This is a genomic window from Burkholderia sp. BCC1208, from assembly GCF_902833095.1.
In the GTDB taxonomy this organism is placed as follows: domain Bacteria; phylum Pseudomonadota; class Gammaproteobacteria; order Burkholderiales; family Burkholderiaceae; genus Burkholderia.
Genome location: NZ_CADFDY010000001.1, coordinates 71,036 through 94,361, shown reverse-complemented (window position 1 = coordinate 94,361; position 23,326 = coordinate 71,036). Strand labels below are relative to the sequence as shown.

The 23,326-nt window shown below is 68.1% G+C and carries 25 protein-coding genes and 1 pseudogene; 7 read left to right on the top strand and 19 right to left on the bottom strand.

Going from position 1 to position 23,326, the window contains the following annotated elements; genetic code table 11:
- Nucleotides 1-10: 10 nt before the first annotated feature.
- Entirely contained in the window at nucleotides 11-265 is a 255-nt protein-coding gene (locus HWX09_RS00455; RefSeq protein ID WP_027783013.1) for a DUF3562 domain-containing protein, read from the bottom strand.
- A gap of 531 nt (nucleotides 266-796) precedes the next feature.
- On the opposite strand from HWX09_RS00455, the gene HWX09_RS00450 reads away from it, so the two are divergent.
- A complete protein-coding gene (locus tag HWX09_RS00450) occupies nucleotides 797-1,231 on the top strand; it encodes a hypothetical protein (RefSeq protein ID WP_027783011.1) in 435 nt (144 codons plus the stop codon).
- A gap of 448 nt (nucleotides 1,232-1,679) precedes the next feature.
- Here the strand turns inward: HWX09_RS00450 and HWX09_RS00445 are convergent, their stop codons facing one another.
- From HWX09_RS00445 to HWX09_RS00435, 3 genes and pseudogenes are all read right to left on the bottom strand, one after another.
- Nucleotides 1,680-2,615 carry a universal stress protein gene (locus tag HWX09_RS00445; RefSeq protein ID WP_027783010.1) on the bottom strand — a complete coding sequence of 312 codons (936 nt, stop codon included), beginning with the start codon at nucleotides 2,613-2,615 and terminating at the stop codon, nucleotides 1,680-1,682.
- Nucleotides 2,616-2,825: 210 nt separating this feature from the next.
- Nucleotides 2,826-3,128: pseudogene (locus HWX09_RS00440) on the bottom strand (amino acid permease); the annotation flags it as partial.
- Nucleotides 3,129-3,168: 40 nt separating this feature from the next.
- Nucleotides 3,169-3,345 carry a CsbD family protein gene (locus tag HWX09_RS00435; protein ID WP_027783008.1) on the bottom strand — a complete coding sequence of 59 codons (177 nt, stop codon included), beginning with the start codon at nucleotides 3,343-3,345 and terminating at the stop codon, nucleotides 3,169-3,171.
- A 242-nt stretch (nucleotides 3,346-3,587) separates the two neighbouring features.
- Between HWX09_RS00435 and HWX09_RS00430 the strand changes: the two genes are divergently transcribed.
- Nucleotides 3,588-3,734 (top strand): DUF3096 domain-containing protein, encoded by a 147-nt coding sequence (locus HWX09_RS00430; RefSeq protein ID WP_080681255.1) that lies wholly within the window; start codon nucleotides 3,588-3,590, stop codon nucleotides 3,732-3,734.
- 374 nt (nucleotides 3,735-4,108) lie between these two features.
- On the opposite strand, the gene HWX09_RS00425 is transcribed toward HWX09_RS00430, so the two are convergent.
- From HWX09_RS00425 to HWX09_RS00415, 3 genes are all read right to left on the bottom strand, one after another.
- Entirely contained in the window at nucleotides 4,109-5,134 is a 1,026-nt protein-coding gene (locus tag HWX09_RS00425; protein WP_027783007.1) for a DedA family protein/thiosulfate sulfurtransferase GlpE, read from the bottom strand.
- 185 nt (nucleotides 5,135-5,319) lie between these two features.
- Nucleotides 5,320-5,826 (bottom strand): cupin domain-containing protein, encoded by a 507-nt coding sequence (locus tag HWX09_RS00420; protein WP_027783006.1) that lies wholly within the window; start codon nucleotides 5,824-5,826, stop codon nucleotides 5,320-5,322.
- A 334-nt stretch (nucleotides 5,827-6,160) separates the two neighbouring features.
- Nucleotides 6,161-6,631, bottom strand: a complete 471-nt coding sequence (locus HWX09_RS00415; protein ID WP_027783005.1) for a universal stress protein — start codon at nucleotides 6,629-6,631, stop codon at nucleotides 6,161-6,163.
- 320 nt (nucleotides 6,632-6,951) lie between these two features.
- Here HWX09_RS00415 and HWX09_RS00410 point away from each other — a divergent pair, with 320 nt between their 5' ends.
- A complete protein-coding gene (locus HWX09_RS00410; protein WP_027783004.1) occupies nucleotides 6,952-9,054 on the top strand; it encodes a PAS domain S-box protein in 2,103 nt (700 codons plus the stop codon).
- Nucleotides 9,051-9,698, top strand: a complete 648-nt coding sequence (locus HWX09_RS00405; RefSeq protein ID WP_027783003.1) for a response regulator transcription factor — start codon at nucleotides 9,051-9,053, stop codon at nucleotides 9,696-9,698. Before HWX09_RS00410 ends, HWX09_RS00405 begins: the two co-directional genes overlap by 4 nt.
- Nucleotides 9,699-9,751: 53 nt before the next feature.
- Here HWX09_RS00405 and HWX09_RS00400 read toward each other — a convergent pair whose 3' ends face one another.
- From HWX09_RS00400 to HWX09_RS00370, 7 genes are all read right to left on the bottom strand, one after another.
- Nucleotides 9,752-10,156 carry a lysozyme inhibitor LprI family protein gene (locus tag HWX09_RS00400; protein ID WP_027783002.1) on the bottom strand — a complete coding sequence of 135 codons (405 nt, stop codon included), beginning with the start codon at nucleotides 10,154-10,156 and terminating at the stop codon, nucleotides 9,752-9,754.
- A gap of 293 nt (nucleotides 10,157-10,449) precedes the next feature.
- Nucleotides 10,450-10,779, bottom strand: coding sequence for a DUF4148 domain-containing protein (locus tag HWX09_RS00395; protein ID WP_027783001.1), 330 nt, complete (start codon nucleotides 10,777-10,779; stop codon nucleotides 10,450-10,452).
- Nucleotides 10,780-11,005: 226 nt separating this feature from the next.
- Entirely contained in the window at nucleotides 11,006-11,884 is an 879-nt protein-coding gene (locus HWX09_RS00390; protein ID WP_027783000.1) for a PilZ domain-containing protein, read from the bottom strand.
- Nucleotides 11,885-11,963: 79 nt separating this feature from the next.
- Nucleotides 11,964-14,543, bottom strand: a complete 2,580-nt coding sequence (locus HWX09_RS00385) for a transglycosylase domain-containing protein (protein ID WP_027782999.1) — start codon at nucleotides 14,541-14,543, stop codon at nucleotides 11,964-11,966.
- A 185-nt stretch (nucleotides 14,544-14,728) separates the two neighbouring features.
- The gene (lhpH, locus tag HWX09_RS00380) at nucleotides 14,729-15,736 is read right to left on the bottom strand and encodes a trans-3-hydroxy-L-proline dehydratase (protein WP_027782998.1); all 1,008 of its coding nucleotides are present in this window, start codon (nucleotides 15,734-15,736) and stop codon (nucleotides 14,729-14,731) included.
- A gap of 68 nt (nucleotides 15,737-15,804) precedes the next feature.
- Nucleotides 15,805-16,926, bottom strand: coding sequence for a branched-chain amino acid ABC transporter substrate-binding protein (locus tag HWX09_RS00375; protein WP_175888549.1), 1,122 nt, complete (start codon nucleotides 16,924-16,926; stop codon nucleotides 15,805-15,807).
- 127 nt (nucleotides 16,927-17,053) lie between these two features.
- Complete coding sequence (locus tag HWX09_RS00370; RefSeq protein ID WP_027782995.1) at nucleotides 17,054-17,791, bottom strand: GntR family transcriptional regulator; 738 nt, start codon at nucleotides 17,789-17,791, stop codon at nucleotides 17,054-17,056.
- A 264-nt stretch (nucleotides 17,792-18,055) separates the two neighbouring features.
- Between HWX09_RS00370 and lhpI the strand changes: the two genes are divergently transcribed.
- The 3 genes from lhpI to HWX09_RS00355 all read left to right on the top strand — a co-directional run bounded on the left by lhpI (nucleotide 18,056) and on the right by HWX09_RS00355 (nucleotide 20,362).
- On the top strand, nucleotides 18,056-18,991 hold the full coding sequence (gene lhpI / locus HWX09_RS00365) for a bifunctional Delta(1)-pyrroline-2-carboxylate/Delta(1)-piperideine-2-carboxylate reductase (protein ID WP_027782994.1): 936 nt from the start codon (nucleotides 18,056-18,058) through the stop codon (nucleotides 18,989-18,991).
- Between the two features lie 170 nt (nucleotides 18,992-19,161).
- Entirely contained in the window at nucleotides 19,162-19,566 is a 405-nt protein-coding gene (locus tag HWX09_RS00360; protein WP_027782993.1) for a response regulator transcription factor, read from the top strand.
- Between the two features lie 16 nt (nucleotides 19,567-19,582).
- The gene (locus tag HWX09_RS00355; RefSeq protein WP_027782992.1) at nucleotides 19,583-20,362 is read left to right on the top strand and encodes a helix-turn-helix domain-containing protein; all 780 of its coding nucleotides are present in this window, start codon (nucleotides 19,583-19,585) and stop codon (nucleotides 20,360-20,362) included.
- A 30-nt stretch (nucleotides 20,363-20,392) separates the two neighbouring features.
- Here the strand turns inward: HWX09_RS00355 and HWX09_RS00350 are convergent, their stop codons facing one another.
- The 5 genes from HWX09_RS00350 to HWX09_RS00330 form a co-directional block, all read right to left on the bottom strand.
- Complete coding sequence (locus HWX09_RS00350) at nucleotides 20,393-20,743, bottom strand: hypothetical protein (RefSeq protein ID WP_027782991.1); 351 nt, start codon at nucleotides 20,741-20,743, stop codon at nucleotides 20,393-20,395.
- Nucleotides 20,744-20,896: 153 nt separating this feature from the next.
- Nucleotides 20,897-21,136, bottom strand: coding sequence for a hypothetical protein (locus tag HWX09_RS00345; RefSeq protein WP_027782990.1), 240 nt, complete (start codon nucleotides 21,134-21,136; stop codon nucleotides 20,897-20,899).
- Between the two features lie 16 nt (nucleotides 21,137-21,152).
- The gene (locus HWX09_RS00340; RefSeq protein WP_027782989.1) at nucleotides 21,153-21,443 is read right to left on the bottom strand and encodes a DUF1488 domain-containing protein; all 291 of its coding nucleotides are present in this window, start codon (nucleotides 21,441-21,443) and stop codon (nucleotides 21,153-21,155) included.
- A 109-nt stretch (nucleotides 21,444-21,552) separates the two neighbouring features.
- A complete protein-coding gene (locus HWX09_RS00335) occupies nucleotides 21,553-21,951 on the bottom strand; it encodes a DUF488 family protein (RefSeq protein ID WP_027782988.1) in 399 nt (132 codons plus the stop codon).
- 165 nt (nucleotides 21,952-22,116) lie between these two features.
- Nucleotides 22,117-23,319 (bottom strand): amino acid aminotransferase, encoded by a 1,203-nt coding sequence (locus tag HWX09_RS00330; RefSeq protein WP_027782987.1) that lies wholly within the window; start codon nucleotides 23,317-23,319, stop codon nucleotides 22,117-22,119.
- Nucleotides 23,320-23,326 lie beyond the last annotated feature (7 nt).

Below are 23,326 nucleotides of genomic sequence, written 5' to 3'. Positions count from 1 at the left end.
CCACCACCCGCTACAGCCGACGACCCGGGCGCGGATCGGTGTCCGCCGGCGCCGCATCGTCCTGAGTGTCGCGATCGAAATCGTCCTTCTGGCGCATCCGTTCGCGCAGGTGCCGGATCGCGAATACGTGGATGTAGTCGTGCACGCGCGCATCGGACGACAGCGCGCGCACTTCGTCGTCGAGCATCGCACGCAACTGATCCGCGCCGATCGCGCGCTGTTCGGCGGCTTCCTTGAGTGAATCGAGCATATTGTCCTTGGACATCGACGGACTCCTGACGGTCGAGGAACGAAAAAGATGACGTTACTGGAAGTTTAGGACTGGACGGACGCGCGGCGTACGATGCGCCGACGCGTGTTTGCGCGCGATCAACGGCACGTTGCGTGCCGCCACGCCGATCCGTTTCCGACCCGGCCGCGCAAGGTTCGCGGTGCACATGGCCCGCGAACGAAATTGGAGATCCTGCCACGCCACCCCGGGCGCGGCACCGGCGACGGGCGGCGCGTGGAACGCCATGCGATGCCGATGCAGTGGGGAAACTTAGACCGGCCGAAATCATGCGTCAAGCGCCCCGCCATTCGTCCGACGAACGCGCCGGATCGGCCGGTCGGCCGCCGCGCGTGTCAGCGGATTCCGATACGCGTCGCGCAATTTCCTGACAGCGACTTCAGCGCGCGCCGCTTGGCAGTACGCCATCGCCACACGATACTGATCACATGAACCAGGCGTTCATACCCGAACATCGCTCAGCCGGCCATCGAGCCGGCACGCGGGGTTCGGCGCAGGAGACCAACCATGGCACATCGCAACTTACCGGGCCAGGACGGCCAGCGGCGCGCGTCGGGCAACGCGCGCGCCCTGCCCGCCCGAGCCGCGTCGGCCGACAACCGTCCGTCCGACGACCTCGACACCTTGCTCGCGCTCGCACGCGAGGCCGGGTTGCTCGTCACGCTCGACGGGCAGATCGGCCGCGAAAAGTATCAGAGCGTCGTGGGGTCGGTTCTCGCTTTGCAGCGGTTCGCCGCGGCACTCGACGCGCGAAACACGGCCGACGTACCGGCCGGGCCGGAGCCGCGTCGCAAGGCGCGCCCGGGCTGGCCGCATGCGAATCGTTTGCGCAGCCGCACGTACAGTGCCTGCGCGCCGCTCCATGCCGTGCGTCCGCATTCGCGGGTACGACGCGGCGCGGGCCGCCGGCACGACCTGCGATCGATTCTTCGCGCACTCTGATCGGCGCACGTAACCGGCGTAACCGGTGTACGTAACCAACGCACGGCATGCGGCCGTGCAATGGTTGCGCGCGCGATGACGCGCTGCTCGACGCAGCCGCAGTCAACATCATTCCTGCGGGGAAGTGAATTCGACGGGGCCACGCGGAAAGCGGACGGGGTGACTTGCACCCCGCCCGTCCTCCAAGGCAACCGTCGGTTGCCTACCCTCGTGCCAGAGAGTTCCCGGTCGGATGACGCGCCGGACGAACGCGCGGCGCAGCTCCTTAAAATGATGTGACGGCGGCGAGTGCGGCAGTGATCGCTTGTTGCATGCAGGCGCGGCCGGGATCGCGCATGCACGACAGGCCTGCCGCGTCGCCCGACGTTTCTTCACTGTCTCACGCGACGTGCGCAGCGTTTCTGATGCAGGTCAATCCAAACCCGCTTCGACCGCGATAACGCGGGATTCATTCCGCACCACGCACCAGCAGCACGGGCACCTGCGCGAGATGCGCGACCCGCCGCGCGACGCTGCCGATCAGCCAGGCGGCGATGCCGCGACGGCCATGCGTGCCGACCACCAGCAGCTCCGCCCGCCAGTGCACGGCCTCGCGCATCAGCGCATGAGCCACGTCGTCGCTGGTCGGACGCGTTTCGACGATGCCGCGCTTGGTCGGATTGCCCGTCGCGTGGAACAGCGGGCCGATCTTCGCGAGCGCATCCTCGCCCTCCGCGCGGTACGCGTCCTCGAGCGCGCGCACCGGCACGACATCGGTCAGACGCACCGCGCGATCGATCACGTACGCTGCATACAGCAACGTCGTCGGCGCCGCGAAGCCGAGGCCGACGCGCAGCGCGTGCAGCGACGGCTCGCTGCCGTCGACCGCGAACATCAGCCGCTGCAGCGCACCGTCCGACGGCCGTGCATAGGCACCGGGCACGATCAGCAGCGCGCAGCGCGCGCGTTTCGTCAACGTGTCCGACATCGCGCCTTCGACGAGTCGCAACAAGCCGTGATGCGGATTCGCGCCGATCACCAGCACGTCCGCGCGCCACGTCGACGTGTCGTTCACCAGTGCGTCCGCCACCGAGCCGCCCGTGATCGACGTATCGACGACCGTTTGTTCGACGTCGATGCCGCTGTCGGCGAACAGCGCCGCGATCCGCGCGCAGATGGCTTGCGCTTCGCGCATCATGTCCTCGCGCGCGGACGTCAGCAGCGCGTCGATGCGCGGAATGTCGGGCAACACGAGGCGCGGATTGTCGATCGCGCACACGATGCGCAAGCGCATGCCGGGACGCAGCAGCGTGCGCACGTAACGTGCGGCGGTCAGCGATTCGGGCGTCGGATCGACGGCCAGCGCGATCCGCGCGAGCGTCGGGATGGGCTGGGCAGGCTGCATGGCGAAGGTCTCCGTGCGTGCACGTCGTCGCTGAACGACGACGGGGGCTTCGCGCGGCAGCGCTGCGGTGGCCGGTCGGCCGCCGTGGCCGCAGCATCGGCGGGATGTCATGCGAAGCGCGGACAAGCAATGCGTTCGTTCAGCATAGGCCGTTCGGCCCGCGCGTGCATGATCGCGATCAACGATCGCGCGGCACCCTGACCGCGCGGCTTACGACTTCGTCGGCATCGATGCGGCCGGACGGTTCGCATGGAACAGCGCGTATGCGATGCCGAGCAGCACGATCCACACCGGCCCGATCACGAGTGCGATGCGCGTATCGGGCATGAACACCATCAGCACGACGACCGGCACGAGAAAGCCGAGTGCAACGAACGAACCGGGCGGATAGAACGGCACGCGGATCGGCAAGCGCGCGATCTTGTCGGCCGACAGCGTGCGGCGAAAACGCATCTGCGCGATCGAGATCACGCGCCACGTCCAGATTGCGCCGAACGTCGACACCGACGTGAGTTACCCGAGTCGGTGGCCAGTTCGATGTCTGCGTCAGGCTCTACGGCCGCTTCTTGAATCGCTCCTTCACATCGCCGAATGACGCTTGTGTCTTGCCGACGACCTGTTCGGTCTTGCCCTTCAGTCTGCTCGTTCGGTTTCCCATGATCTGGCCGACCACTTCCTTCAGCTTGCCCTTTGTTTCCTTGATGCGGCCTTTTACCTGATCTTTGTTCATGACATTCCTCCTTCAAATTGACGGACGCCCGAACTGGGGATGCTGTCCGGCACGCTGCGCCGAATCGCGATGGAATGTCGGTGCAGGCACGGCGCTTGCGCCGGTTGAAGCATTCGCGCTCGCGGACAGCGGACCGATGGCCAGCGTGGCCGAACGCTTGAAGCTTGTCAGGCTCAGATCGCTGTAACGGGTGCCGGAGGCACGGGCAGGTGTCCACTCATTGTCAATCTTGCGGAGGGAACATGCACATTCTCACTAGCGCCGGCCCGCTGGTTTCGCTGATCGCCGGCATTCTCATCCTCGCAGTACCCCGCCTGCTGAATTACATCGTTGCTATCTATCTGATCGTCATCGGACTGCTCGGGCTGTTCGGCGGGCACGTCCATTGAGCTGATTCGCTGCCTGCAACGCGGATTCCCGAGGATTTCGCATCCTTGCTCGACAACGATCGGCGAGATGTAGTTCTGATCTCCGGCACGTGACGTGACCGGGGGCGTGTTGTATCAGGTCGCGATGTGTCTGCTCATGCAGGCAAGCAAGAACATCAGGATTGGGTCGTCGGTGGCCAGCCCGGATGCGACCGCGAGTCAAACGAGATTGTCCTCGACACGCCGACGCTCGAGTTCGGCGAACTTCTCGACCACGAGCTCAGCTGCTGCCATGAGGAAGGCCGCCCTATCTCTCCAGCCCGCAAACATCGCGCAGGCGTAGTCGACGCGAGTGCGCTTGCACCAGCTTCAGGCGTAGTGATTTCGTGGTGTGATCACTTCGACAACGTCGCCCGCACCGTATATTCGCCTTCCAGCCCACCCTGCTCGGGCCGCACGAAATAACGCGACGCATCGAGATCCGCCGGCAGCGGTTCGACCGGATAACCGTGCTTTTCCCACGCATCGAGGCCGCCCTTCAGCGCCCGGATGTTGTGGATCATCTTCTTGCGCTGCATCTTCGCGATCAGCCGCTTCGCGGTCGCCTCGTTCGGGCACACGCAATAGACGACGATCGGCCGCTTCAGCACTTCCGGGTCGAGCAGGTCCGGCGAATCGAGATCGACCGGCACCGCGCCGGCAATCCGGTACGGCTCGCGTTCGCGAATCGCTTTGGGCCGCGCGTCGAAGATCAGCGGCGGTTCGTCGGACGTCATCATCTCGACGAGCTGCGGCGGCGAGATGCGCACCTGCGCGAGATAGCGGCGGAACTGCACGCGGCGCACCCAGCGGTACAACAGGAACGTGATGAAGATCGCGAGGAACGCGTCGAGAATCGTGCCGCCGCTCGCGCGCACCCACAGCACGAACTGGACGATCTGGTCGTGAATGGCCGCGCCGCCGATCAGCCAGAACGCCGCCCACAGCGACGCGCCGGCCAGATCCCAGAACAGGAACACGCCGATGCCGATCGCGGTCGTGCCGAGCAGCGGCGCCGACACGAGGCCGAGGCCCGGCAGGAACTTCGACAGCACGAGCAGCGGCGCGCCGTATCTTTCGAATACGTTACGCGCGAAGCGCAGCGTCGTGTCGAGCGACAGCGAGAAGCGCACGAGGCCGTTCAGCAGGCGCCGGCCGCGCGTGCGGCCCATGAAGAACCACAGCGAATCGGCCAGCATCGTCGCGCCGATCGCCGCCGCGAACATGCTGACCCAGGACGCCTGCCCCATCGCCGCCATCGTGCCGCCGAGAATCAGCATCGGCACGGCCGGCACCGGCACGCCGAGCTGCGTGATCAACACGCTCGCGAACACGGCCCACGGGCCGAGCGACGATGGAATAGCAATGGGAAAGTGCCACACGGCGGCGCTCCTGGAAGACATGCGGGCCGCGCGACGGGGCCGTCGGTACGGCGGTGCAACGGCCGCCGCGGAACGTCCGCGACCGACCGGTGCATCACGGGCATTCTAAACGGGTTTGGCCGCGATCGCGCTGAACACAGGCCATCGGCACGGGCTTTGCGGCCGGCGTGACGCGACCGTGACCGTCACACGTCGGAGCGCTGCGCGAGTTGCGCGACGTGTTCCGCGTAGTCGGGAAACTCGGCCGCCAGCGCGGCCGCATCCGCCAGCTCGAATTCCGCGAACTCGAATCCGGGCGCGACCGTGCAGCCGACGAGCGCGACGTGCTCCGGCGACGCGCAGCGCGCACCGAACCAGCTTCCGGCCGGCACGACCGTCTGGAACACGGTGCCGGGATGCGTGAGCGGGTTGCCGAGCCGGTGGATCGTCAGCCCGTCGCGCGCATCGAGCACCCACACTTCGATCGGATCGCCCGCATAGAAATGCCAGACCTCGTCGGAACGGATGCGGTGCCACGACGAATACGCACCGTCGCACAGCAGGTAGTAGATCGCGGTCGACGCGGCACGTGGCGCGCCGTCGGCCGGACGCACGACCGAATCGGTCGCGCGGTAGGTTTCACGGAAATAGCCGCCTTCGGGATGCGGCTGCAGGTCGAACTGGCGAATCAGGTCGGTCGCGGAAATCGGCATGGCAGATGACGTCGGTAAGGTAGGAAACCGGCATCCGGCGGACTGCCCGATCTCGATTCACGCGATCGGGCGCCGCCGGATGTCCCTGCGTCGATCACCGCGGCCATGCGCGCGGCGAACGAGCGGACACCGGCCGATGCTGCCAGAACTGCGTGCCGGGATGCAACCGTCGACGCGCATTCACGCACCGGCGAGCGTATCGGCGGCGCCCGCCGCGCGGTGTTGGGCGACGCGACGACGCAGCATGCCCGCTCGCGCAAGACATCCGGAATGCCGCGCGGCAGCCTGCCGACTGCGAGCGCTCGTGCGGTATCGGCGCGCCGTGCCGCGTCGATTACGCGGCCGCCGACGCCCCCGCCTCGTCGTGCCTCACCAGCAGCACGGGCCGGTCCGCCGCGCGCAGCAGCGATTCCGCCACGCTGCCGAGCAGCAGCCTGCGCAGGCCGTGCCGCCCGCTCGTGCCCATCACGATCAGATCGGCGTCGGCTTCGGCCGCCGTGCGCATCAGCACCGTCGCGATGTCCTCGCCGTACGCATCGAGCGCGCGCACCGTGCCCCGCACATGCTGCTGCGCGAGCACCGCTTTCGCAGCGTCGAGCACCGGCGTCGCGGCATCGGTCGCGGCAACATCGCCGTCTCGCTCGGCCGCGAAGCCGGCGTCGACGTCGACGAGCTGCGGGCGATGCTCGACGACGTACGCACAGGTCACTTCACCGCCGGATGCCGTCGCGATCCGGATCGCCTCGTTCAGCGCGAGACGCGCGCTCGGGCCGCCGTCGAGCCCGACGAAAATCCGCTTGTACATGGTCCGTCCCTCCGACCGGGCGGGCGTCGCGCACTGCGCCACCACGACCCGTTACCGCAAGCCGGCCCGATGCCGGCTTGCCTGCCGAACAGTCTGCCCCACGGGCCGACGCGCGCGTTGACGCGCGTCAAGCGCGGCCGGCGCGTCCATCTTCTTCCCCCTGTTTGCCGCAATTTCAACCGACCCCATTACAAAAAATGTGTAAAACGCGCACAATTTCATCTTGAAAATAGTCGTTGCACGCAGCCGGTGCGAGTTTTCCTGGTTTCGCCGCGCTGCCCGAGTGCCCCGGGTAGCCCGAATAACAGAATGGCCTTCGAATGACCGCCAGTGGAACCCCGACGCGTGACGCCCGAGGGCCCACGCACCTCCAGACCATGTTACGCCAGCCGTTCGCGGCCGGCGTCGCTGCGCTGTGCGCGGGCGCGGTGCTGTCGCTCGGCGTCGCGCTGCTGGTGCGCGAGCAGTGGCAAGGCGCCGTTCATACGCGTTTCGAACGCCGCACGACGCACGTGACCGCGATGCTGCGCCACGAGCTGCAGGCCAGCGGCGCCGTGCTCGAAAGCGCGCGCGGCGCGTTCGGCCTCGTCCCCGACATGACGCCCGGCCAATGGCGCCGGTATGCGGAGACGCTCGATCTCGACAGCGGCCGCTCGCCGGTCCGGCAGATCGGCTATGCGCCGCTGACGCCCGCGGCGCGCGGCGCGCTGGCCGGCACGAAGCCGCTGCCGGCCGATCCGCTCGCGGCAGCGACGCTCAGCGCCCCCGCCTCGAGCTCACCGGTGGTGCGCTTCGGCGCGTCCGACGCGGCGCCGCTCGCGCGCGCACTGCGGACCGGCGATATCGCGCTCGGCGTCCACCCTGCCGACGACGACACCTCCCGCGACGCCCGTACCCTGACGCTGTTCCTGCCCGTGACGACCTCCCCGGGCGCCGCCATCAAGCCGTCCGGCACGCGCGAAACCGGCGCCGACGGGATGCTGTTCGCGGCGCTGAGCCCGCGGCGCCTGGTCGAGCGCGCGCTCGACGCGGAACGCGGGATCGACTTGTGGATGACCGCCGGCGGCGATTCGCGCGCGATCGTCAGCATCGAGACGACGACCGACGAAGCGTCGGCGTCGCCCGACCTGATGCGGCGCACCGATGTGCTGAATTTCGGCGGCACCGCGCTGACGCTCGCCTATTCCGCGGACGGCCGGCCGAGCGCGACCGGCGCGCAGCGTGCGGCCGGCATCGTGCTCGCCGCGGGGCTGATCGCGTCGTTCGCGTTCGCGGCGCTCGTCCATGCATTGCTGCGCGGGCGCGCCGATGCCGGCGCAAGCAGCCGCGGCATCCTCAACGAGGCGCGGATGATGGGCATCATCCGCTCGTCGATGGAAGCGATCATCACGATCGACGAGAAGCAGACGGTCGTGATCTTCAATCCGATGGCCGAGCAGGTGTTCGGCGTGTCCGCGATGGAGGCGATCGGCGCGCCGCTGTCGCGCTTCATTCCCGAGCGGTTCCGCGCCGCGCACGGGAAGCACGTGGACCAGTTCGGCGTGACGGGCGTGTCGGAGCGGCAGATGGGCCGCCAGCGCGTGCTGTTCGGGCTGCGGGCCAACGGCGAGGAATTCCCGATCGAAGCGTCGATCTCGCAGATCCGCGACGCGTCGGGCAAGCTTTATACGGTGATGCTGCGCGACATCACCGAGCGGCAGCGGGCCGAGAACGCGCTGAAGCAATCGCGCGAGGAATTGCGCGAATTGTCCGCGAACCTGCAGAACGTGCGCGAAGAGGAAAAAACCCGCATCGCGCGCGAGCTGCACGACGACCTCGGGCAACAGCTCACCGCGTTGAAGATGGACCTGTCGGTGGTCGAGCAGCAGCTGCGCATGCCCGGCCTCGCGCAACCCGACGAAGGCGTGCAGTCGCATCTGCAAGGCATGCGGCGGCTGATCGACGCGACGGTCGCGTCGGTGCGGCGCATCGCGGCCGACCTGCGGCCGGTGATGCTCGACGATCTCGGCCTCGTGCCCGCGATCGAATGGCTCGCGAACGATTTCACGAACCGCTACGGGATCGATGTCGAGCACCACATCGAAACGGGCGGCCTCACGTTCACCAGCGCGGGCGCGACCACGCTGTTCCGCATCGTCCAGGAGGCGCTGACGAACGTCGCGCGCCATGCGGATGCGACGCGCGTGGCGTTGCGGCTCGACATCGAGGAAGGCTCTTGCGTGCTGCGCGTCGCGGACAACGGCCGCGGCGCGGCGCCCGGCGGTCCGGCCCACGAGGACAAGTCGTTCGGCCTGATCGGCATTCGCGAACGCGCACACATGCTGGGCGGCACCGTGACGATCGATACCGCACTCGCGCGCGGCTTTTCGATTACCGTCGCGTTTCCGCTCGCCACCGTTCAACAGGACACGCTCATCACATGATCAAGGTGCTCATTGCCGACGACCATACGCTCGTACGCGACGGTCTGCGGCACATCCTCCAGAACGCCACCGGATTCGAGGTGGCCGGCGAAGCCTGCGACGGCCCGTCGACGATCGCGCTGGTGCGTGCGACGCCCGCGCAGGTACTCGTGCTCGATCTGTCGATGCCGGGCCGCAACGGCGTCGAGCTGATCAAGCAGATCAAGGACGAGAAACCCGCGCTGCGCGTGCTGGTGCTGACGATGCACGCGGAGCAGCAATACGCGGTACGTGCGTTCCGCGCGGGCGCATCCGGCTATCTGACGAAGGAAAGCGCGAGCGCGGAGTTGGTCGGCGCGGTCACGAAAGTGGCGTCGGGCGGCGTCTACGTGAGCCTCTCGATGGCCGAGCAGTTCGCGCAGAGCCTGAACGAGCCGGCCGAAACACTGCCGCACCAGCGGCTGTCCGACCGCGAATTCGACGTGTTCCGACGGATCGCCGCCGGCCAGACGCTGACCGAGATCGCGAATGCGCTGTGCGTGAGCGCGAAGACGGTCAGTACCTACAAGACCCGGATCCTGGAAAAGATGCAGATGCCGCATGAAGCGGCGCTCGTGCGTTATGCGATGCGGCACAAGCTGCTCGACGAAACGGACGACGTGTAACGGACGACGTCTAGCCGGCGTCGTGCGGACCCGGCCGGGCCCGCGCCTGATCGTTACTTCGCGGGCACCGGGCACGCGAGGTCGCCCTCCTCGCAGGACAGATAGCCCTTCAGCGTTTCGGTGCGCACTTTCGTCAGATCGTCGAGGCAGGTCGATACGACCATCGGGTACGCACTGCCGCCCTCGGCATTCGCGCTCGAGAAGTGGCATTCGGCATCGCGATACGCGAGCCACGCGCGCTGCGCGTTCACGAGCTTGTCGGCAAGGGGCTGCACGTCGCGCAGGCGCGCGGTGACAGCCTGGTAGGTCCGGTTCAGCTCCCCGTCGGATTTCTTGTACGCGCGATCGGCACACGCCGTCATCGTCGCCTGATCCGTCGCGTCCGCACAATTCGCCTGCGCATGGGCGACGCTCGTCACCAGCGCCAGCAAGCCCAGCAGACCGGTCATGACACGCATGGATGCTCCTTGTTGTTCGTTGAAGTGTGGCACCCGGTGCCTTGCTGCGCCCCGTGTGGATTGGCCGCGCTACCCGCGGCGACGTCGACCGCGATGCTAGCGCACGCGCGGCGGATTGTCAGCGGGGGGCGGGCCGACGCCCGCGGCGCGTGATTTCGCCGGTTGCCGTGTTTCCCGATGGCGAAAGCATCGCATCGTTACGCACCATTGAAAAAGCCCGCACGCGATACGCGTGCGGGCTTTCTCGATACGGCTTCGGCCGCGGCCTTCACAGCCGCGAGACAACGGCTGGCTTAGTGGCCGAAGTACACCGACGAGCGGTCGCTCACGGCCGGCACGACCGCGCGCTGGCCCGACTGCGACGTCGCGACCGGGTTCGAACCGTAGCCGGTTGCGTCGGCTTGCGCGCCGGCGTTCTGCGCGGCGGCGATCTTGGCCTGGGCGGCCTGGATGTTTTCCGGATAGTTGATCCAGTCGTTCGGGTTGTAGCCGGCCTTTTCGAGCTGGACCAACTCGGCGCGCACTTGCGCGCGGGTCAACGGCTGCTGGTTCGATTGGGCAAACGAGACGACCGGTGCGGCCACCAGGGCGGCCAGTGCAACTGCCTTGATCAGCGATTTCATGATGCGTTACCTCCAGGATTGTTTTGTCAGGCGCTTCGGACTCGAGGTCGTTGCGTATGAGTAGAAGTCTAGGAGGGCCGGCTATCAGGGTAAATACTTAAATCGCAAATTCACTGTTGACCGAAACCATACAATCGAGCGGGAATAAGTCGTTTCATCAGACGATTATCGGCGTTCCCGCACCGAATGCTGCGATACGGTGAGCCGGCACGCTCCGGCCGCACGTTCAACGCACGCGGTCGGTCTCCGCCGACGCCATCTGCCTGTCGAACAGCAGCGCCTTGAGGCGAATGAAGTCGTCGGCATCGATGTCGCCGAACGCCGCATGATGCAGCGTCAACGCGGGCATCGCCGGGTCGGTATGCACGGCCCGCACGGTGCCATGGAGCGCCAGCCGCTCGATACGGCCGCCGGTTTCGTACGGAAGCAGCACGCGTAATGGCTCGCCGGCCGCCGCGATCGGCCGGTCCACGGCGATCGACAGCCCGCTCAGGCTGATGTCGTGCACGACCCCGAGGCCTTCCGCCCCCTCCGCTGCGCCGCTGCAGCAGGCCGCGATGCGCACCGGCACGCGCGGCTCCGCGCGCGTGCGCAGCCGGTCGACGAAACCGGGCGGCGACAGAATCATGAACGGCGCGGCGCCCGACGCCTGCACCGAGTCGACCGTTGCGCCGAAACGGGACACCGCGGCACGACCGATCGCCACCGCTTCGATGTCGTCGCCGCGTGCGAAGTCGAGCACGGCGGCATGCTGCGGCTCGACGAACAGCGCACCGGACGTACCGACGCCGATCAGCCGACAGCGCTGCAGCGCGCGCGTCGTACCGACCCGACGGCGAATGCCGATCGCGGTCCCCTCTGACAAACCCATGCGTGTGGCGGGCGCGGCCGCCGCCGCGGGCATGCGCGGATCGGTGCCGGCGTCATCGCGTCGGCGCACGGGGCGGAAATGGTCGAACAGGAAAGCGTGCTGCGTCGGGTCGCGCAGCGTCGTGCCGGCCGGCAGCAGTGCGGCGCCGTCGGCGTCATAGAGATCGAAGCCGAGCGGGACGTCGGCTGAAAGATCGTCGCGCACGAGCGCGACGTAGTCGGCGGAAAGCCTCATCGGAGAAGCGCGGAGCGGCCGCGCGAGCTGTCGTGACAACTTGATTACGGCAGCATCGCGCGGAATCTGAACGGCTTCGTTACTGCGAAGCGCCGGTCGCATCGGGCGCGGCCGGCACCGGCGACGGCGGAGCCGGCACGGCCGAAGGAGCGACGCCGATACCGGCGCTGCTTCCGCTCGTCGCACTGGCGCCTGCCGGCGGCTGCGCGGGCTGCGGCTGCGATGCGCCCGACGACAGCGCCGCGGCCGATGCGGCCACTTCGGACGCCGGCACCCATTCCTCGACGATGCCGCCGGAGGCCGCATCCGGCGCCGAGGCAGCCGAAGCCGCAGACGCCGCGCCCTCGTCGACCTCGGCCGGACGCTCGATACGCTGCGTCCTGACCGGCGCGGGCGCCTTCTTCGGCTCGGGCGGGAACCACGTGTCGAACAGGTCGGTCGCGCGCTCGCGCAGCGACGCGAACCAGCCCGGCGACGGCTCGGTATCGAATTTCGCCTTGGTATCGACGATCCGGGCGCGCTGCGCGCGCTGGAAGAAATCGCCGACGATCGGCAGCGCGCTGTGCGCGCCCTGCCCCCAGTAATCGCTGCGCAGCGTCACGCGGCCGTCGTCGAATCCGACCCACGCGCCGGCGACGAGGCCCGGCTGCATCAGGATGAACCAGCCGTCCGCATTGTCCTGCGTCGTGCCGGTCTTGCCGGCCACGTCGCCGCGGATGCCGAAACGCGTGCGGATGCTGCCGCCCGTGCCGCGCGTCACGACATCGCGCATCACGTCGAGCAGCGTCTTGTCGGTTTCGGCATCGAGCGCGCGTTCGGGCGGCGCCGGTGCGTATTCGGCGAGCACGTCGCCCTGGCGGTTCTCGATGCGCGTCACCATCTGCGGCTCGACGTACAGGCCGCCGTTCGCGATCGTCGCGTACGACGCGACCATTTCCTTCAGCGTGACCGGGCTCGTGCCGAGCGCGAGCGACGGCACGCGTTCGAGCGGGCTTTCGCGCACGCCCATGTCGCGCGCGAGCCGCGCGACGGCCGCGGGTCCGACCTTCTCCATCACCTGCGCGGTGATTCGGTTGCGCGACAGCGCGACGGCATCGCGCAGCGTCATCGGCTTGCCCGTAGGCGGCACGTCGTCGTTCGGCCGCCAGATCTCGCCGCCTTTCAAAGGGATCTCGACCGGCTGGTCGATGAACGTGTCGTCCGGCTTCATCCCGCTCGCGAACGCTGCGCCATAGACGAACGGCTTGAACGTCGAGCCCGGCTGGCGCCGCGCCTGCGCGACGTGGTCGAACGGCTCGCGGGTGAAGTCGCGGCTGCCGACCCACGCGCGGATCTGCCCGTCACGCGGATCGATCGCGAGGAAACCGGCCTGCACGTCGGTCTTCGCCTTGCACAGCGCGTGCAGGAAGCCGCGGTCGGCCGCAAGCAGCTTCATCGCCGCCGCGTCGTCCTTGCCGGCGTCCTGCGCGGCCTTGTACTCGGGCGATTCGCGCATGAAGGTGCGGAACACCTCGTTGTCGGTGCCGCAGCCGTCGCGGCCGCTCCATGCGTTGTTCGCGATGCCCTGCAGCTGATTGCCTTGCAGCGTGAGCGCCTGCGTCGCCATCTGCTGGAGGCGCGAGTCGATCGTCGTGCGCACGATCAGCCCGTCCGAGTAGATGTTGTAGTCGTTGCGGTCGGCCCATGCGATCAGCCATTTGCGCAACTGCTGCGCGAAATGCGGCGCCGGCCCGGGCGGCTCCTTCTGGCGCTCGAAGTCGATGCGCAGCGGCCGGCGCTGCAACTGCGCGAACTGCGCCGGCGACAGCTTGCCGTACTTGACCATCTGGCCGAGCACCGTGTTGCGCCGCTGCAGCGCGCGCTCGGGGTTCAGCACCGGGTTGTAGTAGCTGTTGCCCTTCAGCATCCCGACGAGCGTCGCGCTGTCGAGCACGTCGAGTTCGTCGGCCGACTTGTCGAAATAGGTGCGCGCGGCCATCTCGACCCCGTACGCGTTGTACAGGAAAGGCACCGTGTTCAGGTAGGTCTCGAGGATCTGGTCCTTGCTGTAGACGGCCTCGATCTTCAGCGCGGTGATCGCCTCCTTCACCTTGCGCGTGAGCGTCGGCGCGCGGCCGATCTCGTCCGGATACAGGTTGCGTGCGAGCTGCTGCGTGATCGTCGAGCCGCCCTGGCGGCTGCCCGAGAACGTATGCAGCGCGGCCGACGCCGTGCGCTTCCAGTCGAGGCCGTGGTGCGCGTAGAAGCGGTGATCCTCGGTCGCGATCAACGCGTCGACCATGTGCGGCGAAATCTGCTTGAGCGACACCCATTCGCGGTTCGACGGCTTGAATTCGGTCAGCAGCTTGCCGTCGGCGGACAGTACCTGCGCGGGCTGGTCGACGCGCGCCTTGCGGATGTCGCCGATGCCCGGCGTGAACGGGATGAGCACGACCACGTACACCGCGAACAGCGCCGGCACGGCGGCGGCCGTGAGCAGCACGCCCCGGCGCGTCGGGTGGCGGACATGGTGCCACCCGGTGGCGGCGAGAGGCTTGACCCGCGCGACGGCGGCCGCCGCGACAGGTTGGGCGCGCGCGATCCATCTGGCACACAAGGCACGCACTGACGACATGTTTCGGCGATTCACGCGGGTGGAGCTCGGCTGAAAAGGCTGCATCGTACCAAACTCGCGCGGCCGGCCGACCCGCGGCGGCGTTGGGCCGGCACGCGTGGTGCGGTTTCGCGGCGGCGCCGACGCAAAAAAGGCGCGTGCTCCGCAACCGGAACGACGCGCCAAGCCTGGTACGACAACCTGAACGCCGCGCGACGGGGACGCGACGGCAGCGCGACCGGCGCCGCGGCTCAGCGCACGAGAAATCCGTACGTGAGCGGATCGCGCTCGTCGACGATCCAGTTCGCAAACCCGCAGATATGCGCGCTGCCTTCCACTTCCGGGATCACGGCCGGGATGTCGCCGACCGTCGTTTCGCGCAGCACGCGTCCCTTGAAGACCGTGCCGACGATCGATTCGTTGACGAGCGTGTCGCCCGCCGCGAGCAGCCCGCGCTGGTAGAGCTGCGCGACGCGCCCGCCGGTGCCGGAACCGGTCGGCGAGCGGTCGACCTCGCGGTCCGCGAACACGCAGCAGTTCGCCTGCGTCGAACCCGCGTGGCGCGGCGCGTTCGCGATGATCGTGCCGTAAATGTGGTTGATTTCCGGGATCTCCGGATGCACGACCGGATACTTCGCGTTCGCGGCCGCCTTCACTTCCGCGCCGAAGCGGATCAGTTTTTCGACCGCCGATTCGCGTACCGGCAGGTCGAACGGCGCGCCGTCGACGTAGAAATAAAACGCGCCGCCATACGCGATGTCGCCGGTCACGGTGCCAAACGACGGCGTCTCGACCGACACGTCGCGCCGCCAGATGAACGACGGCACGTTGACGAAGCGCACGGGCCCCGCATGTTCGCCGTCCCACTTGACGAAGGCCTCGATGAAGCCGCACGGCGCGTCGATGCCGACTCGCGTCTCCGGCACCGTGCGCTGCACCCAGCCGAGTTCGACGGCCGCCGTCGACAACGCGATCACGCCGTGTCCGCAATGGTCGCTGTAGCCTTCGTTGTGGACGAAGATCACGCCGAAATCGGCGTTCGGCGACACGGGCTCGGTCAGGTAGCCGCCGTACATGTCGGCGTGGCCGCGCGGTTCGAACATCAGCGCGCGGCGGATCTCGTCGGCGTGCTCCTTGAGCCACGCGCGGCGCTGGACGATCGTGTCGCCGGGCAGCCGCGGCAGTCCGCTCGTGACGATGCGGAACGCCTCGCCGCCGGTGTGCACTTCGACGGTGGAAAGGGAGCGGGAAATTTTCATGGTCGATGGGAATGCGTTGAAACGAAGGACGGCGGCCGGCCGCCGTCCGGTGACGGCCGGTGCGGCAGTTACTTGGCGTACGGTTGCGGCAGCCCGTTGCGGATCACGTAGACGGTCGTCGGCGCGCCTTTCAGGTCGCCGTTCGTGTCGAACGAATAGGTGCCCGCGACGCCCGCGTAGTTCGACTTCGCGAGCTGCGCGATCAGCTTCGGCTTGTCGGTGGTCGTGCCGGCCTTGACCATCGCGTCGGCGAGCAGCTTCACGCCGTCGTAGTAATTGACGCCGTAGACCTGCGTATCGGTGTGATACGCGTCGTGGTACTTCTTCAGGAATTCGCGGCCGGCCGGCGTCTTCTCGAGCGCGACACCGCCCTGCGCGCAATAGACGATCGACGCCGCCTCGCCCGCGACCTTGCCCATGTCGGCCGAGCAGATGCCGTCGCCGCCGAGCAGCTTCGCGCGCAAGCCCCGCTGCTTTATCTGCTTGGCCATCGGTGCGCCCTGCGCCGCATAGCCGCCGAGGAAGATCACGTCGGGGTTGCTCGCCTTGATCTTGGTGAGAATGCCGAGGAAATCGGTGGCCGACGAATTCGTGTATTCCTGGTCGACAATCCGGATGCCGTTCGCCTTCGCGACGTTCATGAACTGCTCGGCGACGCCCTGCCCGTATGCGGTGCGATCGTCGATCACGGCGGCGGTTTTCGCGTTCAGCGTCTTCGCGGCGAACGTGGCCATCGTGCCGCCGAGCTGCTCGTCGCTCGCGCCGATCCGGAAGATGATCTTGAAGCCCTGCTTCGTCAGCGCCGGGTTCGACGCGACCGGCAGGATCGGCACGCCGGCGTTCGCATACACGCGCGAGGCCGGAATCGCGACGCCCGAGTTGTACGGCCCGAGCACCGCGACGACGCCCTTGTCGACGAGGTTCTGCGCGACCTGCACGCCGGCCTTCGGATCGGCCTGGTCGTCATCGGAAACCAGTTTGAAGGTCACGGTCTTGCCGCCGACCTTCATGCCGGCCTTGTTGAGCTCGTCGACCGCGAGCCGCGCGCCGTTTTCGTTGTCCTTGCCGTTGGCGGCCTGCGGGCCCGTCAGCGGCGCCGAATGGCCGATCATCACGACTTCCTGCGCGTGCGCGGAAGTCAGCGCGCCGGCGGCAATAGCCACCGAAAGCGCGGTCATGAGGTGTCGCATGATGTCTCCTGATTGGTTTTTTGTGAAACCAATGTAGGACACGCATGGTCACGGTGCAAGCAATTTCAAAATAATTCCGGATGTTTTGGTCACGTTAAAGACCAGAACGAACGCGCGCGCAGGCGTACTACTTCGGCGAGATATCGCGCCGCACGCGGCGAATGTGCTGTTCGACATAGAACGCGGCCGCGTCGGCATCGCCGGACACGATCGCCTCGTAGATCAGCCGGTGCTCGGACACGTAGAGCCGGATCCGGCCCGCGTCGTAGATGCCGTCGTCCTTCAGCCGTTTCCACAGCGGCTGGTCCATCGTCTTCGCGACTTCGTCCGCGATCTTCACGATCAGCGCATCGCCGGTCATCAGCGCGAGCTGCCGGTGAAACAGTCGGTCGCTCTCGTTCCACAGCGCGCGCTGATGCGGATCGTCGACGTCGGTGATGGTTTCCATCTGCGCGAGATAGCGCTCGGCGCCGGGGTCGGCGCGGCCATGGGCGGCCGCGAGGCGCGCGATCGCGGGCTCCAGGATCAGCCGCACGTCGAGCGTCGAGGTCGGGCTGAAGTCGGCCTCGGACGCCGTGTGCGCATCGCCGCGCTGCGCGAGCACGTCGAGCGGCGCCGCGACGACGTAGGTGCCGGAATTGCGCTTCGTGAACACGAGCCCTTCGTTCTGCAACGCGCCGAGCGCTTCGCGCACGGCCGGCCGGCCGACCTGGAACAGCGCCGCGAGCTCGCGTTCGGAAGGCAGCCGCGATTCGGCCGCGTAGCGCCCCGCGCGGATCTCGTCGCGGATCTTTTCGGCTACCTGCTCGTAGATCTGCAGCGGCCTGAAACCGCCTTCGAGTGAGTCGGGACGCGCGGACATCATCGTGTGGCTCCTGCCCGTTCGCGGGCGTGGATCTGGAATGGGTTCGCACTATACCGGAGCGGCGCGGACAGCGCGGCAGCGGCGAGCCTTCTGGCCAGATATTAGAACCAAAATCCACGAAGTGCTTTATTTTCTGGGTTGCGGGCGTGCCAGCAAGTGGTATAGATTCGATCCACACTGCCCTGTGCCACGGTATCCGGCAGACCTGCGGCGGGCGCGGCATGCGTCCGCCGTTCACGCTCACCGACGCCCACGACGGACACGATGACCGCCATTTCCCCCATTCCCGTTTTCGACGCGGCCGATACGGCCGCGCTGCTCGACTACCCGGCGCTGCTCGCCACGCTCAGGCAAGCGGTCGCCGAGTATGCGGCGGGCGACATCGTCAGCCCCGAACGCCTGGTCGTGCCGCTGCAAGGCGGCGGCGTGATGCTGTCGATGCCGTCGAGCGCGCACGACCTGGCGAGCCACAAGCTCGTGAACGTGTGCCCCGGCAACGGCGCGCGCGGGCTGCCGACGATCCTCGGCCAGGTCACCGCGTACGACGCCACCACCGGAGCCATGCGCTTCGCGCTCGATGGGCCGACCGTCACCGGCCGCCGCACGGCGGCGATCACCGCGCTCGGCATCCAGGCGCTGCATGGCGCCGCGCCCCGCGACATCCTGCTGATCGGCACCGGCAAGCAGGCGGCCAATCACGCGGAAGCGCTCGCGGCGATCTTTCCGGAGGCGCGCCTTCACGTGCGCGGCACGAGCGCGGTCGGCGCGGCCGCCTTCTGCGCCGCCCATCGCACGCATGCGCCGCGACTCGCGCCGCTCGACGGCGACGCGGTTCCCGATGCGATCGACGTGGTCGTCACGCTGACGACGAGCCGCACGCCCGTCTACCGCGACGCCGCGCGCGAAGGCCGGCTCGTGGTCGGCGTCGGCGCGTTCACCGCGGATGCCGCCGAAATCGACGCGAGCACGGTGCATGGCAGCCGGCTCGTCGTCGACGATCCGGCCGGCGCGCGCCACGAAGCCGGCGACCTGATCGTCGCGCAGGTCGACTGGCAGCACGTCGCGTCGCTCGCCGACGTGCTGAACGGCACATTCGCCCGCGGCGGCCCGCTGCTGTTCAAGAGCGTCGGCTGCGCCGCGTGGGATCTGGCCGCGTGCCGCACCGCGCGCGACGCGCTGGCCGAGCGCGGCGCCGGCTGACCCGGCCGCGCAACCACTGGCGCCGCTCGCGCGGCATCGCATCGCCCGCGGCCACGCCGGCGATTTCCCGTACGCGGTGTAGGAAACGCCCTACACCGCGTCGAAGCGGCCTACACGAAGTTCCAATTCGGCCGATTTCAATTTCGGCGGCGCAACACGATACTGCCGGCATGAATGCCAGCCTGTCACCCGCCGCGCTCAGGGTGTTCCTCGTCGATCACGCTGTGGCCGTCCGCCAGCGGATCGCGCTGCTCGTCGGCGCGATCCGCGGCGTGGTCGTCGTGGGCGAAGCGGAAGACGGCCAGGACGCGTGGCCGCAGATCCGCAGCAGTCGCGCGGACGTGGTGATCGTCGACGTGCGGCTCGCGGACGGCAGCGGTCTCGACCTGATCGGGATGCTGTCGAAGGCCGCGCCGCGCATCGTCACGATCGTGCTGACGAACCACTCGGCGCCGGCATTCAGAGAGGCATGCGCGACGGCGGGAGCCGACTACTTCTTCGACAAGACCGTCGAATTCGACGCCGCGTGCCGTGTCATCGAATCCCTGGTGCACGCTCGCGTGCACCGCCCCTGACGAGCCGGAGCGACTCATGTCCACCGCCACCGCCTGCGCCGCCGACGTGTCCGTCGTATCCCGGCCCACGATTGCCCTGCGCCCCACCGCGCGCGCCGACGCCGCCAAGCATCCGGCCGCCCGCTGCTCGGCCTGCGCGATGCGCTCGATGTGCCTGCCGCCGCACCTGACGGCCGCCGAATACGGCCGCCTCGACGCGATCATCTGCACGACGCGACAGGTTCGCCAGGGCGATGCACTGTTTCGCACCGACGATCCGTTCCAGAGCATCTATGCGGTGCGCGCGGGGTCGTTCAAGACGGTGATGATGCACCGCGACGGCCGCGAGCACGTGACGGGCTTCCAGATCGCCGGCGAAACGCTCGGGATGGACGGCATCGGCGGCGGGCAGCACTGCTGCGATGCGATCGCGCTGGAAGACAGCGTGGTGTGCATCATCCCGTTCGGCGCGCTCGAAGCCGCGTGCCGCGAGATGAAGCCGATGCAGCACTTCCTCTACCAGATGCTGAGCAGCGAGATCGTCCGCGAATCGAGCCAGATGCTGCTGCTCGGCACGATGTCGGCCGAGCAGCGCGTCGCGCATTTCCTGCTGAACCTGTCGTCGCGGTTCGAGGCGCGCGGCTATTCGGCAACCGAATTCAATCTGCGGATGACGCGCGAGGAAATCGGCTGCTATCTCGGGATGAAGCTCGAAACCGTCAGCCGGATGTTCTCGCGGTTCCATCGCGAAGCGCTCGTCGAAACGCGCGGCAAGCGCGTGCGCATCATCGACACGCAAGCGCTCGCGCGGGTCTGACACACGGCGCCGGATCGCCGGCGCGCGGCCTCACCGCATCGCGTCGCCGGTCTCCGCGTCGCGCAGCGCCGCCGTTGCTGCGCCCGCCTGCCACGCGATCAGCGCCTGTTCGGCTTGGGCGAACGCGCGGCGCAGCGCATCGTCCACGTCGGCGCCGACGCACGGCGGCAGCGACGTGAGCGCCGCGTCGTGCATCATCAGGTCGAGCCGCACGTCGTACAGGCGGGCGCCATCGGCCGCCATGCGCGATTCGATCGCGAGATGGCAGCCGTCGATCAACGCGCGAAACCGTTCCAGCCGCACCAGTTGCGCGCCGGCTTCGGCCTCGACGGCTGCCGAACCCGTGAATCCGAGGCAGGCGATCTGCATGCCCACGCCCATGTCGTCTCTCCTGACGGGGCCGCCCGCTCGTCGACCGCCTTGCATGTGCCGGCCGCCTCACGATCGGGCGGCACGTGTTTCCCGTGGCGCGGCGCGCATTTTTCGATCGCGGCCGGCCGATAGTCTGCCCGCGCCTGGCCGGCGCGGGACCGTTCATACCTTGAAGACCTGCGACGCCTTCATCTCGATCCACGTCATGCCGGCCCGCAACCCTTCGATCATCGCCTCGCGCTCGGTCGGATACGCGTGGCTGTGCTCGAACGTATGATGAAACCGCGCGGCGCCGGCGCCGTGCTCGACCGACACGCGGCAGCGGAACTCGCCCGATTCGCACGGGCGCGTCTCCACTTCGACCGACCAGTCGCGTTCGTGAATGTTGCCCTGCAGTGTCATGCGCCCTCCTGCGGTATCAGCCTTCGAGCCGGAAGTGCCCGCTGTGCAGCAGCACCGGCCGGCCGCCGATTTCCTCCAGCATGCGTCGCGCCATCGCCTCGATGGCCGGCCGGTGCTCGTCGAATGCGCTCAGCAGATCGCGTTCGAGCAGCGACCGCGCGCCGAAATGGTCTTCCAGCGCCTCGGCGGTGACCGCGCACTGGACGCAACGCCCGTCGACCAGCGCCGAAAACGCGACGACCAGGTCGCGCGCGCAGTATTCCGGCGGTTCGGGCGGGAAAGTAATGTGCATCTGCCGGCTTGTCATCGTCGTGATGGCTCCATGACGAGAGCATAGTGGCGCGCGCGACCGCGCGCTTGACCCACGTCAACGGGTTCGCTGCACTGCACGATCACGGCGCGGCAGCGCCGCCGCTTCAGCCCGCTTCAGTCTCGATCGCCGCGCCGCGCTCCGCGAGCAGCTCGCGCAGCACGCTGCGGTGGCAATGGCGCTCGTCGTCGCAGTAGCAGCCGATCGAGAACGCGGTGGTCGCCGACAGCGCGGCCAGCAAATCCAGCACCTTCGCCGGATCGCCGTGCGCCATCTCCGCGCGGAAGTGGCGCTTGAACGCCTTCCATTCGGCGTCGGTTTCGGCGGCCTGCGCCTGCGCGACGAGTTCGGGGCTCGGCGAAAGCGTCGGCAACCATACATCATAGTAGTTGCGCGTCGCGAATTCCGCCTTCGGCACGCCGCGCGGCGGCCGCCGCACCGTGCCGATCCGCAGGCCTTCGCCGGCCGCGCGCGGCGTGCCGAGCTGGATGATCCGGATGCCCATGTCGCTCCTCTGCTCCTCTGTGTTGCGTACGATCCCGTGATCGTACCGCCGCGCCTGCCCGTGCGTCAGCCGGGCATCGCACATGACGGCCGCGCAACAAAAAACCGGCTGTTCCCGCGACGGGGCACAGCCGGTTCCGCATCGTGGCGCGTCGCCGCGCCGCGTTCAGACGCCGCTCTTCAGCACCTTGCCGATCGCATCCGCGACGATGCCGACGTTCGAATCGTTCAGACCCGCGACGCACATGCGGCCCGAGCGCAGGATGTACACGCCGTGCACCTCGCGCAGCGCGTCGACCTGCGATTCGGTCAGGCCCGTGTACGTGAACATCCCGCGCTGCTTCACGTAACGCGTGAGGGCTTCGCCGCTCACGTGGTCGCGCAGGCCGTCGTGGATCGACTGGCGCATCCGCGCGATGCGGCGGCACATCGCCGACAGTTCCTCTTCCCACTGCTTTCGCAGCGCCGGCGTGCCGAGCACGGCCGCGACGACCTTCGCGCCGTAGGTCTGCGGGTTGCTGTAGTTCGAGCGCACGGCGCCGGCCAGCTGGCCGAGCACGCGCTCGGCCGCGGCCGCGTCTTCGCAGACGACGCTCAGGCCGCCCACGCGCTCGCCGTACAGCGAGAAGTTCTTCGAGAACGAGTTCGCGACGAGCGTCGGCACGCCGCGGCGGGCCAGTTCGCGCACCGCGAACGCGTCCGCGTCGAGGCCCGCGCCGAAGCCCTGGTACGCCATGTCGACGAACGGCAGCAGCCCGCGCGCCTCGATCGCGTCGATCAGCTTCTCCCACTGGCCTTCGTCGAGATCGACGCCGGTCGGGTTATGGCAGCACGCGTGCAGCAGCACGATGCTGCGCGCCGGCAGCGCGTCGATCGCCGCGAGCATCGCGTCGAACTTCAGGCCGCCCGTCGCCTCGTCGTAGTACGGGTACGTGTTCACCGTGAAGCCGGCGCGCTCGAAGATGAAGCGGTGGTTTTCCCAGCTCGGATCGCTGAGCCACACCTGCGAATCCGGGAAATAGCGCTTCAGGAAATCGGCGCCGACCTTCAGCGCGCCCGAGCCGCCGAGCGTCTGCAGCGTCGCGATGCGGCCGGCCGCGCGGGCCGGGTGATCGGCGCCGAACACCAGCGATTGCACGGCGTCGCGGTACGCGGCCAGACCGACCATCGGCAGGTACGGCTTCGGGCCGCTGTCGCGCTGCAGCGCGGTTTCGGCTTCGCGCACGGCGCCCATCACGGGAATCCGGCCTTCGGCGTCGAAATAGATCCCGATGCTCAGGTTGACCTTCTGATCGCGCGGATCTTTCTGGAAGTTCTCGTTGAGCGTCAGGATCGGATCGCCCGGGTACGCGTCGATGTGTTCGAACATGGCTTGA